Annotated in this window: 13 protein-coding genes, 1 tRNA gene and 1 pseudogene; 5 read left to right on the top strand and 10 right to left on the bottom strand. The window is 70.8% G+C overall.

Annotation, left to right across the window (positions count from 1 at the left end):
• Window positions 1-317 precede the first annotated feature (317 nt).
• The 6 genes and pseudogenes from LCD33_RS15690 to LCD33_RS15665 all read right to left on the bottom strand — a co-directional run.
• Window positions 318-1,514: pseudogene (locus tag LCD33_RS15690) on the bottom strand (protein kinase); the annotation flags it as partial.
• A 4-nt stretch (window positions 1,515-1,518) separates the two neighbouring features.
• On the bottom strand, window positions 1,519-2,970 hold the full coding sequence (locus LCD33_RS15685; RefSeq protein ID WP_224958824.1) for a penicillin-binding protein 2: 1,452 nt from the start codon (window positions 2,968-2,970) through the stop codon (window positions 1,519-1,521).
• On the bottom strand, window positions 2,967-4,379 hold the full coding sequence (locus tag LCD33_RS15680) for an FtsW/RodA/SpoVE family cell cycle protein (RefSeq protein WP_224966678.1): 1,413 nt from the start codon (window positions 4,377-4,379) through the stop codon (window positions 2,967-2,969). Before LCD33_RS15680 ends, LCD33_RS15685 begins: the two co-directional genes overlap by 4 nt.
• Entirely contained in the window at window positions 4,379-5,791 is a 1,413-nt protein-coding gene (locus LCD33_RS15675) for a PP2C family serine/threonine-protein phosphatase (RefSeq protein ID WP_224958822.1), read from the bottom strand. Before LCD33_RS15675 ends, LCD33_RS15680 begins: the two co-directional genes overlap by 1 nt.
• Window positions 5,788-6,252 (bottom strand): FHA domain-containing protein, encoded by a 465-nt coding sequence (locus LCD33_RS15670; RefSeq protein WP_184483956.1) that lies wholly within the window; start codon window positions 6,250-6,252, stop codon window positions 5,788-5,790. Before LCD33_RS15670 ends, LCD33_RS15675 begins: the two co-directional genes overlap by 4 nt.
• Before the next feature lie 46 nt (window positions 6,253-6,298).
• Window positions 6,299-7,594, bottom strand: a complete 1,296-nt coding sequence (locus LCD33_RS15665; protein WP_308011283.1) for a DUF3662 and FHA domain-containing protein — start codon at window positions 7,592-7,594, stop codon at window positions 6,299-6,301.
• 221 nt (window positions 7,595-7,815) lie between these two features.
• Here LCD33_RS15665 and LCD33_RS15660 point away from each other — a divergent pair.
• A tRNA-Leu gene (locus LCD33_RS15660) sits at window positions 7,816-7,901 on the top strand.
• 50 nt (window positions 7,902-7,951) lie between these two features.
• Here the strand turns inward: LCD33_RS15660 and LCD33_RS15655 are convergent.
• Window positions 7,952-8,845: a LysR family transcriptional regulator gene (locus tag LCD33_RS15655; protein WP_224958819.1), complete on the bottom strand. Its 894-nt coding sequence runs from the start codon at window positions 8,843-8,845 to the stop codon at window positions 7,952-7,954.
• Window positions 8,846-8,969: 124 nt separating this feature from the next.
• On the opposite strand from LCD33_RS15655, the gene LCD33_RS15650 reads away from it, so the two are divergent.
• Window positions 8,970-10,268, top strand: a complete 1,299-nt coding sequence (locus LCD33_RS15650) for an APC family permease (protein ID WP_224966680.1) — start codon at window positions 8,970-8,972, stop codon at window positions 10,266-10,268.
• Between the two features lie 42 nt (window positions 10,269-10,310).
• Here LCD33_RS15650 and LCD33_RS15645 read toward each other — a convergent pair whose 3' ends face one another.
• Window positions 10,311-11,342, bottom strand: coding sequence for a YqcI/YcgG family protein (locus tag LCD33_RS15645; protein ID WP_224966681.1), 1,032 nt, complete (start codon window positions 11,340-11,342; stop codon window positions 10,311-10,313).
• A gap of 438 nt (window positions 11,343-11,780) precedes the next feature.
• Window positions 11,781-12,014, bottom strand: a complete 234-nt coding sequence (locus LCD33_RS15640; protein ID WP_224958816.1) for a hypothetical protein — start codon at window positions 12,012-12,014, stop codon at window positions 11,781-11,783.
• Between the two features lie 288 nt (window positions 12,015-12,302).
• On the opposite strand from LCD33_RS15640, the gene LCD33_RS15635 reads away from it, so the two are divergent.
• From LCD33_RS15635 to LCD33_RS15625, 3 genes are all read left to right on the top strand, one after another.
• The gene (locus LCD33_RS15635) at window positions 12,303-13,085 is read left to right on the top strand and encodes an IclR family transcriptional regulator (protein WP_224977990.1); all 783 of its coding nucleotides are present in this window, start codon (window positions 12,303-12,305) and stop codon (window positions 13,083-13,085) included.
• A gap of 256 nt (window positions 13,086-13,341) precedes the next feature.
• A complete protein-coding gene (locus LCD33_RS15630) occupies window positions 13,342-13,971 on the top strand; it encodes a hypothetical protein (protein WP_224958841.1) in 630 nt (209 codons plus the stop codon).
• Between the two features lie 51 nt (window positions 13,972-14,022).
• Window positions 14,023-14,679 carry an SDR family oxidoreductase gene (locus tag LCD33_RS15625; protein ID WP_224958814.1) on the top strand — a complete coding sequence of 219 codons (657 nt, stop codon included), beginning with the start codon at window positions 14,023-14,025 and terminating at the stop codon, window positions 14,677-14,679.
• A gap of 71 nt (window positions 14,680-14,750) precedes the next feature.
• On the opposite strand, the gene LCD33_RS15620 is transcribed toward LCD33_RS15625, so the two are convergent.
• On the bottom strand, window positions 14,751-16,055 hold the full coding sequence (locus tag LCD33_RS15620; RefSeq protein ID WP_224977989.1) for a D-arabinono-1,4-lactone oxidase: 1,305 nt from the start codon (window positions 16,053-16,055) through the stop codon (window positions 14,751-14,753).
• Window positions 16,056-16,174 lie beyond the last annotated feature (119 nt).

The raw sequence follows: 16,174 nt of genomic DNA, 5'->3' as shown, positions 1-16,174 counted from the left end.
CGCGTCTCGGCACCGATCCAGCCGTTGCCGAGACCGACCCGGCAGCGGTGGGACCGACGCCGTTCCGGCCGCCGGAGCGCGGCGCCGTGGTGGCGCGCGCGTTCCGGACCGGTTTTCCGTAGCGCAGTCTGTCGGATCTGGTCCGAAGAATCTAGAAGCGTCCGCTTCCCGGCCCACCGCTGCGGGTCCACGCGAGTGACCCCCATGGTCGCAGAGCCGCCCGCGGCGGATTCCGGTACTCCCATCGGACGACCCGGGCGTCGCCGGTCGTCCCGCGCGCGCAGCCGCGGCGCACCGGCGACCAGCAGCGCCGCCGGACCACCGGACGCGGGCAGCAGGTACCAGAGGCCGAATCCGAGCAGCACCAGCAGCACCAGGCCGGCGAGCGCCAGCACGATCCACAACCCGGCGCGGGCCTGCTTCGGCTGCGACTGCGCCTGCGGGTACGGCGCGGCCACCGGGATCCCGGAGGTCGGCGGCCCGGACTGGTGCGGCAGCTGCGGCGCCGCGGGCATCCGGCCCTGCGGCGGGATGATGCCGGGCGGGTAGGTGCCGCCCATCGGTGGCTGCTGCGGCGACGGCTGCCCGACATGCAGCGGGGGCACGCCGCCCGCGGGTGCCCCCACATTCCTCGGTGCCTGCTGATGGACGACCATCGCGGCAGGTGTCGGCAGCGGTAATCCGGCGCGGACCGCGGCGACCGCCTTCGCGAACTCACCGCCTGCGCCGTAGCGCCTGCGCGGATCCTTCACCAGCGTCGCCTCGATCAACGCGCGAGCGCCCGGCGGCACGTCCGGCGGAAGCGGCGGGGCCACTTCACGGATGTGCATCATCGCGACGGTAACCGCGTTGTCGGACAGGAACGGCCGGTGCCCCTTGAGACATTCGTAACCCACCACGGCCAGCGAATACACGTCGCTGGACGGGCTCGCCTCGCTGCCCAGCGCCTGCTCGGGCGCGATGTAGTGCGCGGTGCCCATCACCATCCCGGAACGGGTCACCGGTGCCGCGTCGGCGGCCTTGGCGATGCCGAAGTCGGTGAGCTTCACCGTGCCGGTCGGGGTGATCAGGATGTTGCCGGGCTTGACGTCGCGGTGCACCAGGCCGCGTTCGTGCGCGGCCTGCAGCGCGTTGCCGGCCTGCTCCAGCATGTCCAGGGTGTGCTCGACGGCGATCCGGCCCTCGCGGGCCAGCACGGCCGCCAGCGGTTCCCCTTCGACGAGTTCCATCACCAGGTAGGCGGTGTCCTCCGGCCCGTCCGGGATGGCGGCGGTCTCGCCGTAGTCGTGCACGGCGGCGATGCCGGGGTGGTTCAGCGAGGCGGTGGTGCGGGCTTCGGTGCGGAAGCGGTGCAGGAACTCGGCGTCTCCGCACAGCTCCGGTTTGAGCACCTTCACCGCGACGGTCCGGTCCAACCGGACGTCGACGGCCTCCCACACCTCGCCCATTCCGCCCACGGCGATGCGCCGACCCAGCCGGTACCGGTCGGCGAGCAACTGGCCGGAGGTCAGCACGGGATCAGCCACCTCCCTGGAGGCCCGCCCGGATCACCTCGCGGCCGATGGGGGCCGCGAGCGAGCCACCGGTGGCCTCCGCGCCCTCGTCGCCGCCGTTCTCGACGATCACCGCCACCGCGATCTTCGGGTCCTCGGCCGGGGCGAACGCCACGTACCACCCGTGCGGCTTGTCGGCGGCGTCGCCGTGCTGGGCCGTACCGGTCTTGGAGGCGATGTCGATCCCGGAGATCTTGCCGGAGCCCTTGGTGTACTGCTCCGACTTGAGCATCATCGCGCGGATCTGGTCGGCCACGGTGGAGCTGACGGCCTGGCTCATCTGCTCCGGCTTGAGCTCGTCGATGACCTCCATGTCGGGGGCCCGCGTGCTCTTGACCAGCTGCGGCTTCATCAGCTTGCCGCCGTTGGCGATGGCCGCGGCCATCATCGCGTTCTGCATCGGGGTGACGCGGACGTCGCGCTGGCCGATGCCGCTCTGGTACAGCGAGGCGTCGTCGGACATCGGCCCGAGGTCGGACTTGGCGACCGTCATCGGGATCTGCAGGTCGTTGCTGAAGCCGAACTTGGCCGCGGTCTCGCGCAGCTTGTCGGCGCCGACCTTGCCCGCGATCTCGGCGAACGCGGTGTTGCAGGAGTGCGCCAGCGCCTCGGTCAGCGTGTTGCCCTTGCAGGTGTTGCCGCCGTAGTTCGGCAGCTTGGTGCTGGTGCCCGGCAGCGTGATCGAAGCCGCGTCGGTGACCGTCGAGTTCGGCTGGTAGCCGTCGTCCAGCGCGGCCGCCGTGGTGATCAGCTTGAACGTCGAACCGGGCGGGTAGATCTCGGAGACGGAGCGGTTGCTCATCGGCGAACCGTCCGCGTTCTCCATCGCCTGCCAGTGCTCGGCGGCGACGTTGTTGTCGTGCGAGGCCAGCGGGCTCGGGTCGTACGACGGGGAGTTGACCATGCTGAGGATCTCGCCGGTCTTCGGGTTCAGCGCGACCACCGAACCCTGGAAGCCCTTGCTGGTCAGCTCGTCGTAGGCGACCTTCTGCATCGCCGGGTTGATGGTCAGCTCCACGTCACCGCCGGCGGGCGCCCGACCGGTGATCATGTCGGAGAGCCGGTTGAACGCGAGGCTGTCGTCGGACCCGTTGAGGATGGAGTCCATCGCCCGCTCGATCCCGTTGGAACCGTAGGTCGGCGAGTCGAACCCGGTGACGGGCGCGTACAGCGGCCCGTTCGGGTACGTGCGCTGGAACTTCAGCTCGTCGCCGCTCTCCACCGAGTTCGCCAGCGACTGGCCGCCCGCGATGATCTGACCGCGCTGCTTGGCGTACTCGGCCCGCTGGGTGCGGCTGTTGCCCGGCCCGTGACGCAGGTCGTCGGCCTGGATGACCTGCACGTAGGTCACGTTGGCCATCAGCAGCAGCACCATGGCCATCATGGCCAGGGCGACTCGTCGGAGCGGCTTGTTCATCGGGGACGTTCCACCAATTCGGTGTGTGCTTCGGCGATCGGGGCCTGCTGCGGCTTCGGCTTCGCCGGGGTCTGCGGCCTGCGGGCCGCGTCCGAGATGCGCAGCAGCATGGCGATCAGGATGTAGTTCGCCAGCAGCGACGAGCCGCCGTAGGCGAGGAACGGCGCGGTCAGACCCGTCAGCGGGATCAGCCCGGTCACACCGCCCGCCACCACGAACAGCTGCAGCGCGACGGTGAACGAGAGGCCCCCGCCGAACAGCTTGCCGAACGAGTCCCGCACCGCGAGCGCGCTCCGCAAGCCGCGCATCATCAGCAGCAGGTACATCAGGAAGATCGCGATCAGGCCTACCAACCCGAGCTCTTCACCCATCGACGTGATGATGAAGTCGCTGTTGGAGAACGGCACGATCTCCGGGTTGCCGTTGCCCAGGCCGGTTCCACCGATACCACCGCTGCCCAGGCCGTACAGCGCCTGCTTGAGCTGGTAGCCGTCGTCGTGGTAAAGCGGGTCCAGCCACACGTTCACCCGGGACTGCACGCGGGTCACGGTCTGCCAGGCGAGGACCGCGCCGAGGGCGAACAGCGAGAGCCCCAGCACGACCCAGATGGCGCGCTCGGTGGCGATGTAGAGCATCACCAGCACGATGCCGAAGAACAGCAGCGACGTGCCCAGGTCCTTCTCCAGCACGCCGATGCCGATCGCGGCGACCCAGGCCACCAGCATCGGCATCAGGTCCCGCGGCCGCGGCAGCTCCACGTTGAGGAACTTGCGGCCGGCGGTGGTGAACAGCTCGCGCTTGGACACCAGGAAGGACGCGAAGAAGATCATCAGGAGGATCTTGGCGAACTCGCTCGGCTGAACCTGCCCGAGCGGCCCGAACTTGATCCACAGCTTGGCGCCGTTCACCTCGGAGATGGCGCTCGGCAGCAGGCCGGGCAGCGCGAGCAGCACGAGCCCGACGAAACCGCAGGTGAAGCTGTACTTCGCCAGTACGCGGTGGTCCTTGATGAAGGCCAGCACCAGCGCGAACAGGACGAGGCTCAGCGTCAGCCACGCGATCTGCCGCACCGCGTACTCGGTCTCCTTGGCGATGTCGATCCGGTGGATCATCACCAGCCCGAGGCCGTTGAGCAGCGCGACCAGCGGCAGCATCAGCGGGTCCGCGTACGGAGCCCACTTGCGCACCGCGACGTGCGCGCCACCGAACAGCGCGAGGTACGCGGCGCCGTAGATGAACAGCTGGCGCGTGATCGTGTTCTCCTGGCTGATCTCGACCAGCATCAGCGCGAAGGTGACGATCACCGCGCTGCACACCAGCAGGAACAGCTCGGTGCCCCGCCGGGTGTCGCCCGACGAGGCCGTGTTCGAGCCGGAGGTGCTTTCGGCGGACGTGCCCGGCTGGGACATCAGCTCACCGTCCGACAGGTGACCCCGGGAGTCTGCTCAGCCGACGCCAGCGGTGTGTCGGTCGGCGACGGGGGAGCACCGGGTGCGGACGGTTCGCCCGGCTCCGTGGTCTGCCCCGGGGGCGCGGGTGGTTCCGGCGGCGTCGAGGGCGAGTTCACCGGGGGAGCCGGGTCGGGTTCCTCGCACTGCGGCAGCAGCGCGGTCATCCGCAGCCGCCGCATCGCGTCGCGCGCGGAGTCGAGCCCGTCCACGTCGGTGATGCCGCTGCGCACGTCGGTGCGCCGGGCTTCCTGCAGATCGTTGATGCCGATCGGCTGGCAGTCCGGTGCGGAGCCCTCCGGGCAGGAGTCCTCGACCTGCCAGCGCAGCGACACGCCGAGGACGCTGCCCTGGAGGCCCTGGAAGATCACCACGTCGTCGGCCTCGTTGACGCCGATGTAGTACTGCTGGAGCAGCCACCATCGCCCGACCAGGCCCGCTCCCACGAGCACGACGATCGCGGCGGCTACGACGAAGAGTGCACGCAGCCAGCCTCGCCGGTGCGTGCCCTGGTCAGGAGGGGGGGCTGTTTCGTACCGCTGCGGTTGTGGCTTCGGCATGGTGGCCGCGCTCGCGCGGGCCGCCGAAGAGTCCGGCTGCGGATCCTCCTCTCCGTTTCCCGCGGCGCCGCCGACGATCGGGGCGTCCTCGCCGAATTCGACGTCCACGACGTCCGCGATGATCACGGTGACGTTGTCGGGGCCACCGCCGCGCAACGCCATCTCGATCATGCGGTCGGCGCAGGCCTGCGGATCGGGGATCCGCAGGGCGTCGGCCATCGTCTCCTCGCTGACCGGACCGGTGAGGCCGTCGGAGCAGAGCAGGTAGCGGTCGCCCGCCCGGGCCTCGCGCACGGCGAGGCTGGGCTCGACCTCGTGGCCGGTCAACGCCTTCAGCAGCAACGAGCGCTGCGGATGGTTGGCGGCCTCCTCCTCGGTGATCCGGCCCTCGTCGATCAGCGACTGGACGAAGGTGTCGTCGTGGGTTATCTGGGATAGCTCGCCGTCGCGCACCATGTAGGCGCGGGAGTCGCCGATGTGCACCAGCCCCAGCTTGCTTCCCGCGAACAGCACCGCGGTCAGCGTGGTCCCCATGCCGTCGAGGTCGGGGTCCTGGGAGACGAGCTCGGAGATCGCACCGTTGCCGGACAGCACCGCTTGGCGGAGGTGTCCGAGCAGGTCGTCACCGGGTTCGTCGTCGTCGAGCGGCGCTAGGGCCGCGATGACGACCTTGCTGGCGACCTCACCGGCGGCATGGCCTCCCATGCCGTCCGCGAGGGCGAGAAGTCGTGGGCCGGCGTAGACCGAGTCCTGGTTGTTCGAGCGCACCAGGCCGCGGTCGCTGCGGGCAGCGTAGTGAAGGACGAGGGTCATGAGCGCAGCTCGATCACCGTCTTGCCGATTTTGATCGGAACGCCGAGCGGGACCTTCGTGGCTCCCGTGACCTTCGCCCGATCGAGGTATGTGCCGTTAGTGGAGCCTAGATCCTCCACGTACCAGTCGGTGCCGCGGAGCGACAACCGAGCATGCCGGGTCGACGCGAAGTCGTCGTCCAGCACCAACGTGGAGTCGTCGGCCCGGCCGATCATGATCGGCCGACCTTCGAGCGAGATGCGGGTGCCCGCGAGGGGACCGTGCGTCACGACCATCTGCCGTGGCGCCTTGCTCTTGCCGCGGGCCTGCTTGCTCGACGTCTTGCCCGCCCCCGGCATCGACACCCGCATGCCGGAGGCGGAATACAGATCGGAGCGAACCACGCGAAGCGCGGCCAGCACGAACAACCAGAGCAGGGCTAGGAACCCTGCTCTGGTCAGCTGAATCACCAGCTCTGGCACTTGTTGTGAACGCTCCTACTCCGTCTTGTGAGCCGGGACCGACGGGTCAGCCCTGGCTGCGGAACACCAACGAGGAGTGGCCGACGCGGATCACGTCCCCGTCCGCCAGCTGCCAAGTCTGCACCGGGGTGCCGTTGACCGTGGTGCCGTTGGTCGAACCGAGATCCGCCAGCATCGCGGACATGCCGTCCCAGGTGATCTCGATGTGCTTGCGGGACACACCGGTGTCAGGGAGCCGGAACTGGCCTTCCTGACCGCGACCGATCACGTTCGAGCCGTGCTGCAGCGTGTACGAGCGGTTGGAACCGTCGTCGAGCTGCAGCATCGCCGTCTGCTGGCGCGCCTCCGGGTAGCCACCCGGAGCGCTCGGCGGGTAGGCCCCACCGGGCTGTCCGTAGCCCTGGTCGAAACCCGGCTGCGGCGGCTGAGCATAGCCCTGGTCGAAACCGGGCTGTTGCTGGCCGTAACCCTGGCCCTGGTCGTAACCGGGCTGCTGCCCGTAACCGGGGTCGTAGCCCTGCGGCTGGCCGTAGCCCTGGTCGTAGCCCGGCTGCTGCGGGAAACCGCCCGGGGTGCTCGGCGGGTAACCGCCACCCGGCTGCGGGGGCTGGCCGTACCCCGGCTGGGGCTGGCCGTAGCCCTGGTCGTAACCGGGCTGCTGCCCGTAGCCCTGGTCGTAGCCGGGTTGCTGCCCGTAACCCGGCTGCTGTCCGTAGCCCTGGTCGTAACCCGGCTGCGGCGGCTGCTGGCCGTAGCCAGGCTGCTGCTGCTGGCCGTAGCCCTGGTCGTAACCGGGCTGCTGGCCGTAGCCGTAGTTGGGGTCCTGCCCGTACTGACCTTGGCCGTAGCCCTGGTCGTAGCCGTACTGCCCCTGCTGCTGGCCGTACGGATCTCCCTGGGGGTAGTGGCCGGGTGGCTGGCTCATGGGTCGGTCTCCTGCGGTACGAGGGTTTGCCGTCCGCCGATTGATGTCGGGGTCGACTGACGACTTGATACGAAACTGTCCCGTGTGCAGCGTCTCAGAGCGCTCCAGGGAGACTACGACGTCACCATATGTGTCCCACCCCTGCTCGGTGAGGTGCTCCTGAACGCAGTCGGTGAGGAGGTCGGTCACCCGGGCCTCATCACCGGTGAGCCGTTCGTGGTCGGACGGGCTGAGGAGCACCACGTAGTGGTTGCACGCCAGCAGGCGGCCCCCCGCGAGCTCCCGCAGCTGGACCTCAGCCTCACGCTGCAGGTCCTGCGCGACCTCTTGCGGGACCACCTTCCCGCCGAACACGCGCGCGAAGCCATTGCCGACCATGCCTTCGAGCTTGCGCTCGAAGCGCTGCACGAGGCCCACGACAATCCCCTCCACGCGTACGACTCCGGCACCCATCGTATCTGGGTCAACGGGGCGGGACACCGACCAGTTCCCAACTCGTGCCACCCCCGCTGAAAGTCACCTCCGGCGGGGTGCTAATCTTTCCCAGCCAGCACGACGGGGGCGCGGAACACCAGTCAGGTGGAACGGACCCCGGTGCAGACGGCCGAAGCGGGCAGGATAAGCTTCGACCAAGCCACGGGCGAGTGGCGGAATGGCAGACGCGCACGGTTCAGGTCCGTGTGTCCGTAAGGACGTGAGGGTTCAACTCCCTCCTCGCCCACCAGCGAAAGGCCCCCGGTTCAACCGGGGGCCTTTCGTCGTTCCGGACGCCGTTCAGCCCGGGGGAGTGGTGGTGAGCACGTCCAGCACGGCCCGGATCGCGGGACGCCGGCCCGCGCCGGTGCGCCACACCACGTGGACCCGCCGGGACAGCGCCGGGCGCACGGGCACCACCCGCACTCCGCCGGGCAGCCGGCCGCGGCCGAGACGGGGGATGATCCCGATGCCCTGGCCGGCGGCGACCAGCGCCAGTTGCGTGGAGTGCTCCGCCACGGTGTGCGCGATCAGCGGTTCGACGCCCCGGCTGCGCAGCGTGTGCAGCAGCCAGGCGTGGCAGATCGAACCGGACGGCCAGCTGATCCACCGCTGGCCCGCGACCTCGTCGAGATCGATCTGCTCGCGCCCGGCCGAAGGATGCTCGGCGGGCAGCGCCACGTCCACCTGGTCGTCGAACAGCGCGGTCGTCGCCAAGCCGTCCGGCACGACCAGCGGCTCCGTCGCCCAGTCCTGCACCAGGGCGACGTCGACGGCACCGCGGGCCACCGCCGGGATCGACTCGCCCGGGTCCTGCTCGCGCAGTTCGACGCACAGCTCGGGGTGGCGTGCCGCCATCCGGGCCATGACTTCGGGGAGCAGGCCCCTGGCGGCGGTGGCGAAGGAGGCCACGGCGAGCGTGCCGTAAACCCGGCCGCGGTGTTCTTCGAGATCAGCCCTGGCTTCTTCGACCAGGGCGAGGATCCGCTTGGCGTGGTCCACCAGCCGGTGACCGGCGTCGGTGAGGCGCACCCCGCGCCCGTCCCGCGCCAGCAGCCGCTGACCGGTCTCCTTCTCGAGCTTCGCCAGCTGCTGCGACGCGGCCGACGGGGTGACGACGAGCGTGGCGGCGGCCCTGGCGACCGATCCTTCGGTGGCGACCGCGTGCAGCAGCCGCAGGCGTTCGAGGTTCACGCAGGCCCTCACGAATAGATGAGAAGTGCTACTTGGTCGAGCTTAGAACAATTCGCTTTTCTCATCTGTCCGTCGCCAGCAAGCTGGAGTCGATCGGATCCGGGTGGAAGCGAGGTTCCTCACAGTGCGCGACACGACAGGTGCGAACTCCACCGAAAGCCCGCCGGCCGGGCTGCGCCGCCACCTCACGGTGGTCCCCGCCACGGCCCTCGCGGTCACCACGGTGATCGGTGGCGGCGCGCTGGTGCTGCCCGGTGCGGCGTTGCGCGAGGCCGGGAACGACGCACTGCTGGGCTGGGTGCTCGCGGCGGTGATCACCCTCCCGCTGATCTTCGTGTTCGCCAGGCTGGGGGCGGGGTTCCCGTCCGCGGGCGGCATCGCCGGCTTCGCCGGGGCCGGCTTCGGCCGGATCAGCGCGGCGGGCGTGGAGGTCGTGCTGATCGGCACCTTCGGCCTCGGGATCCCGGCGATCGCGCTCAGCGGTGGCGGGTACCTGGCGGCGGCGCTGAACTGGCCGGCGTCGCAGGCGTGGATCGGGGCGGTGGTGCTGCTCCTGCCGGTCGCGGCGATGCTCACGGCGGGCACGGCGCTGTCCGCGCGGGTGCAGACCGTGCTGGCAGCAGTCCTGACCGCCGCGTTGCTGGCGGTAGGCGCGCTGGGGCTGTTCGCGCCGGGCGCGCAGTTCAGCCCGCCGGACTTCGGGCCGGAGGGCTGGGGACACGCCTTCACCGTGGTCGGCATCGTCTTCTTCGGCTTCACCGGCTGGGAGATGATCGCGTTCACCACGGGTGAGTACCGCGATCCGCGCCGGGACTTCCCGCGCGTGGTGGCGCTGAGCTTCCTGATCGTGATCGGGGTGTACTTGCTGCTCGCGGCCGGTGTGCAGGCGGTGCTGGACCCCTCCTCGCCGCGGGTCGAGACCGCACCCCTGGCCGAACTGGTGGAGACGGCGTTCTCCCCGACCGCGGCCACGCTGGTCTCCGTGCTGGGGGTGCTGATCCTCGCCGCCAACTTGGTCGGCGCGGTGTGGGGCGCTTCCCGGCTCGTCTACTCGAGCGCGGACCAGGGGTTGCTGCCCCGCTCGCTGGCGGCGGTGAGCCGGGTCGGCGGAGTGCCGCGGCGGGCGGTCCTCGCCACGGTCGGCCTGTTCCTGCTGGTGGTGCTGTGCTCGGCCACCGGCCTGATCACGGTCACCGGCATGTTCGAGGTCGCGGGGCAGAACTTCTTCCTGCTCTACGTGTTGTGCGCGGCGGTGTACGGGAAGGTCGCGGACGGTGCGGCCGCCAGGGCGTTCGGGATCGTCCTCGCGGTGTGCCTGCTCGTCGTGGCGCTGGTCGGGTTCGACCTGATCACCATCGGCTACCCGATGGCGCTGTTCGCCGCGGGTGCGGGCGTGGGACTGGTCCGCGGCCGATGGACGTGACCGGCCCGGCCGCAGGCGGGGCGCACCGGGCGGCCGGCTGCGTCAGCTGCCCTCCTCGCCGGGCAGCGGGTGCGGCCAGTCCTGCTCGGGGAGGAACCGGGTTTCCGGGTTCGGGCCCATCGGGCGGATCACGTAGTAGGCGCCGCCGGGACCTGCGGTCGACCCGTGCACGGTTCCCGCGGGCAGCGCGATCACCGCGCCGGGTGAGCAGCGCCGCTCGTGGTAGCCGGTCGCGGGGTCGTGCCAGAACAGGGTGAGCTCGCCCCGGATCACGTACAACCGCTCGTCGACGCTGTGCTCGTGCCAGCTGAAGGTCTTCCCCGGCCCGTCGTGCTGGAGCTCGACGGCACCTTGGTCGGGCAGCAGTGATTCCAGCTCACCGGGCAACGGGAGCGCCTCGGAGTCGATGATCGCCGGACCGGTCATGGTGGTTCCTTCCGTTCGCGCGGACAGCGGGCACCGCTGCTCCGCTGGGATTCCTCGGTCGGTATCGGGCAGGAAGTACTGGATCCACTCCCGGTTTCCCGGCTCCCCGAAATCACCGAGCCCGGAATGCGGTGCGACTCGGTCGTACCTGTCGAGCCGCTCCCGGATGATGCTCCGCGCATTCCTCCCCGCGGTCGTGTCCGCGGACAGCCCGTCGAACACGAAGCGCGGCTGGAAGGTGATCGCGAAGTGGCCGAGGTGTCGACTTCTCCGCAATTCGTGCGCCGGGGTGTTCGCGACCACGAAGAACGATTTCCCGAAGCAGGAGAATTCCCACGTGGGGCTCTCGGTGTCCTGGTCGATACCGGCGGGCCAGGGCTGTTCGTCGGCGTCGCGGACGGTGCGGAGCAGTCGCCAGAACTCCGCCCAGTGCGCGGGGAGGCCGCGGATCTCGGCATCGTGCTCGAAGAAGGTGACCAGCGAGGTGCGGCGTCCCAGTCCGGCGCAGCCGTCCGCGTACTCGCGCAGTGCGGCCACCAGGTCCGAGGCGCGGTGCCGCCCGCGGCGCACGAACGCGTAGCGCAGCGTGCCGCGGCGCACCGCGTCCACGCCGAAGATGCACGGGAACGGTTCTCCGGCATCCAGCATTCGCTGCTCGAATTCCGCGAGAGCGCGTTTTTCCCAGTCCTCGTCCGGGATGCTGCCGGGATCAGGAGTGCGGTGTCGAGGTGTTCGTGGGCGTCATCCGTCGTTCCAGTGGACACATGTTCCCCCAGTGTGGCTGCGTCGCTCGGTGGCTGCGTCGCTCGGTGGTAAGAGGAATCGGATTCCGATTCGCATCGTTCCGATTCGGCTTCGTCGGATTCGATCGACGGCTGGAATCGACTGCCCCCAGTGGATTCCGCTGCCGACCAGCATTCACCGATTCGGTACTACGGGCAAGGACGCGGTCGACATCAGGCCCTGACGGAGTAATCAGGCCCTGACGGAGTAATCAAGCCCTGCCGGAGTGATCTGGCCTTGCCGGAGTGATCAAGCCCTGCCCGCCGATCGGAGCGCTTCCCGGACCGGGTCCGGTGCAGGTGCTCAGGCGTTCCAGGTGACTTCGCAGGGCTGGTGCGGGCGGACGGTGTCGGTGCAATCGGGGCAGCGCGCGGTGATCGCGTCCACGGCCGCGTCCCGGCCGGCGAAGGGCACCTTGATCCAGCGGTTGCAGACGGTGGGCAGCAGCTGGCCACCGGGGAACGCGCCCGGTGCGAACTCCACCGCGTGCCGCACCTTCGCACCCGGCCCGACCAGCCAGTACACCGTTTCCCGCATCGCGCCTCCCCGAGCCTGGCGGTCCGGTGAACGCTAACCGCGATGGTGTGCGATCAGTAGATATCGGTGGAGTGAACCGACCGGTCTCGGTTGGTGACCGCACCCGCCCGGGGCGGCGGGGAGCGGACGCGTCCGCCGCCCGGCCGCGGGGGAGCGGTGACCGCACGTCCGAGGCCGGCGTTCGACCTCTTCGGCCGCCCGGCCACCGGGCTCGGCGAACGGCCCTTGGCTGCCGAGCGGGACTGTGCTGGGCTGGAAGCGTGACGAGGAGCCGGCCGGGAGGACGGGATGGCGGGCAACAGCCGGGACGCGGGGCGTTCGGTGACGGGGCGCGCGTTGAGCGTGCTCACCGCGTTCGACATCGAGCACACCAGGCTCACGCTGACCGCGATCGCCCGTCGTGCCGGGATCCCGCTGGCCACGGCGCACCGGCTCGTCGGCGAGCTGGAGTCCTGGGGCGCGGTGCAGCGCGCCGCGGACGGGTGCTATGAGATCGGGCTGCGGCTGTGGGAGATCGGCCTGCTGGCCCCGGTGCACACCGCGCTGCGAGCGGCGGCGCTGCCGCTGATGCAGGAGCTGTGCGAGCTGACCGGGGAGAACGTCCACCTGGCGGTGCGCGACCGGTGGGAGGCCCTCTACGTGGAGAAGCTGGCCGCGCCCCGTTCCGTCCCGATCATCTCGCGCGCCGGCGGCCGGCTGCCGCTGCACCCGACCGGCGTGGGCCGGGTGCTGCTCGCGCACGCGCCCGCGCGGGTGGTGCAGGAGTACTGCGAGGGCGGGTTGACCAGGCACACGCCCTACACGATCACCGAGCCCGGCAGGCTGGCGCGGGAGCTGCAGGCCGTGCGCAGTCGGGGGTTCGCGCGAACGTCGGAGGAGATGACGCTCGGTAATTGCTCGGTGGCGGTTCCGGTGCGGGGCGGCGGGGGCGCGGTCGTCGCCGCGCTCGGCTTGGTCGCACGCAGTGTCCGGACCGAACATTCCAAGCTGGTCAAGCCGTTGCTCCCCGCGGCGGAGACGATCGGGAAACGACTGGCCGAGCACGATCCGGCCCGTTCCGACGCTGGTTGAGCCGCGTTCGCGGATCGCGGAATCATCCCCTTCCGAGCGTCACCTGATTGGCCGCACCGCCGGACTGAAGTCGCTGAACCGCTCACCGACCGGTCACCGACCGCTCGCCGCCGCCGGTCGCAGGAGCACCGCGTCAGCGCAGAGGAATCGCCCTCGACCTGTTTTAGTCGAACTGCCTGGGAAGAACGAGTGCCGGGCGAGTGAGCACTTTTTGTTGCAGCCAGTGCATCGAGGGAGGCGGGGAGCCGTGACCGGAATGCCGGGACGTGCCACGGTCGACAACGAGGTCCGGATCAGCTCTACCCACGCACGATCTCCGCTCGATTTACCGGCCTCCATCGGCAGGCTGACCTCGCTGGCGGCCGACGCCCTCGCCTGGTCGGGCACGGTGCTGCCGCCGGTGAAGATGCTCGGCAGGCACGTGGTGCCGGTCGCCGAGCTCGTCCCCGACGCGCACGCCGAACGGCTGTGCTTCGGCAGCGAGCCGGTGCTGGACCGCGCGGAGATAGCGACCTGGGTGTGGCCGGAGATGGACGGCCGGGTGCCGCCGCCGAGCGCGCACCTGGTCGGGATGCTCGCGCCGGCGAGGCACTGGCGCACCGCGCTCACCGCGGCCGTGCCGTTCGCCCGGTTCACCAGCACCGCGATCATCGTGCCGAAGAGCGTGACGCTGGCGCAGGACTTCATGTCCACCTGCCTGATCCGGGCGCGGCAGTTCGGCGTGGCCGTGCTCAGCGCGGAGGCCGACGACGTGCAGGTCGAACTGCCGGGCCGCTCCTTCGCGGACGCCCCGCCGATCGAGCACACCGCCGTGTCCCGCTGGGTCAACGAGGTCGTCTACCAGCAGCTGCTCGCCGCGGAGGCCCCGGCTCCGTCCCGCAGCTGACGCCCGGTCCGGAGCGCGCGGTGGCCGCGCGCCCGGACCTAGGGTGGGGGCATGCGAATCGTGGTAGCCGGAGGACATGGGAAGATCGCCCGCCACTTCGGGCGGCTGCTCGCCGAGCGGGGTGACACGGCGGTCGGGTTGATCCGCGACCCGGCGCACGCCGACGACCTGCGCGCCGACGGGGCGGAACCGGTGGTGCTCGACCTGGAGTCCACCGACGCGGCCACCCTCGCCGCGCAGCTGACCGGTGCGGACGGGGTCGTGTTCGCCGCAGGAGCCGGGCCGGGCAGCGGCATCGAGCGCAAGGACACCGTGGACCGCGCCGGTTCGGTGCTGCTGGCCGAGGCCGCGCAGCAAGCGGGCGTGCGGCGCTTCCTGCAGGTGAGCGCGATCAACGTGGACCAGCCGAAGCCCGCGGACGTGGGCGAGGTGTTCAGCGCCTACCTGGACGCGAAGCTCGCCGCCGAGCAGGACCTGCGGGCGCGCGACCTGGACTGGACGATCCTGCGCCCGGGCTCGCTCACCGACGACGCGCCGACCGGCCGGGTCGAGCTCGCGGAGCGGACCCGCCGGGACGACATCACCCGCGCGGACGTGGCCGCCGTGCTGGTGGCCCTGCTGGACGAGCCGAAGTCGACCGGTCGCGTCCTCACGCTGATCAACGGGGACGTGCCGGTCGTCGACGCGGTGCGCGCCGCCGTCGCCTGACCGGGCGGCTTCCCGCGATCTCCGCCGGTCGTCGCCCGCCGACGCGTGCCGGGAGATCGCGGGGAGCCCGTTCAGCCCAGCACCCGGTCCAGGTACCGGTTGCGGAACAGCCCGCCCGGATCCAGCTCGGCCCGCAACGCCCGGAAGTCGTCGAAGCGCGGGTAGCGCTCCCGCAGGTCGTCGGCGGTGAGCCGGTGCATCTTCCCCCAGTGCGGGCGCCCGCCCGCCGCGTCCGCGATCGACCAGAACGCCTCGAACCACTCGCGGTGCGGCATTCCGGTGAACTGGTGCACCGCGATGTAGGCGCTCGGCCGCCGGTGCGCCGTGGACAGCCAGATGTCGTCGGCCGCGGCGACCCGCACTTCGACCGGGAACATCACCGGTTCGGCGAGCCGGGCGGCCGCGGCCCGCAGTTCGCCGAGGACGTCGGGCAGCGCGGCACGCGGTACCGCGTACTCGGATTCCAGGAACCGCACCCGCCGCTTCGTCACGAACACCCGGTGCGCGTGGTCGCTGTAGTGCCGGGCGGACCAGGTCGCCGCGCAGAACCGGTTGAGCGGGCGCACCAGCCGGGGCTGCAACCGGCCGAGGTGGCAGAGCGCGCTGAACGCCCGGTTCTCCACCACTTCGTACTCGACGAAGTCGCGGAGCCTGCCCAGCGGCCGCGGTGTGGCCCCGGCCGGCAGCCGGTTGTTGCGCTTGACCAGCGTCCGGCTGCTGTGCGGGAACCAGTAGAACTCGAAGTGGTCGTTGTCCGCGGCGAGCGGCTCGAACCGCTCCAGCACCTCGTCCAGCGGTTCCGGCCGTTCGTCGGCGACCAGGTGGAACGCGGGGACGCAGCGCAGCGTGACGCTGGTGAGGACGCCGAGCGCGCCGAGGCCGATCCGGGCGGCGGCGAACAGGTCGGGGTGCTCGGTCGCCGAGCAGCGCACCGTCCGCCCGTCGGCGAGCAGCAGCTCCAGCCCGGTGACCTGGGTGGCGAGCCCGCCGAGCGCGGATCCGGTGCCGTGCGTGCCGGTGGAGATCGCGCCCGCCACGGTCTGCCGGTCGATGTCGCCCAGGTTGGGCAGTGCGAGCCCGAGCTCGCCGAGCTCGTGGTTGAGCCGGTGCAGCGGCGTGCCCGCGCGGACCGTCACGTGCGGTGGGTCGACGCGCTCGATGCCGCTCCAGTGCGCGAGGTCCAGGGCGAGCGCGCCGTCGTCGGGGGCGCCGACGCCGGTGAACGAGTGCCCGCTGCCGAGGGGGCGCACGGTGCGGCCGCCGCGGGCGGCGGTGCGCAGCAGGACGGCGGCTTCGGCGACGTCGCGGGGCCGGGCGGTGCCGCCGGGTGCGCGGCTGACGGTGCGGGCCCAGTTCGTCCAACCTGGTCGAGGCATTGCGGCAGACCTCCTGGTGGCCCGGGCGGTGCTGCTGCTCGAGGCCGGTGCGGCGGCGGTGCCGAAGAAATTAAGTGAATGAGATTCACATAACAACCCCCGGCCGCCTACCGTGGCGG

Origin of the sequence: Saccharopolyspora sp. 7B, from assembly GCF_020177435.1 — a bacterium.
Lineage (GTDB): Bacteria > Actinomycetota > Actinomycetes > Mycobacteriales > Pseudonocardiaceae > Saccharopolyspora_C > Saccharopolyspora_C gregorii.
The sequence above is the reverse complement of the archived record's forward strand: the minus strand, read 5'-3'. Positions and strand labels throughout refer to the sequence as shown.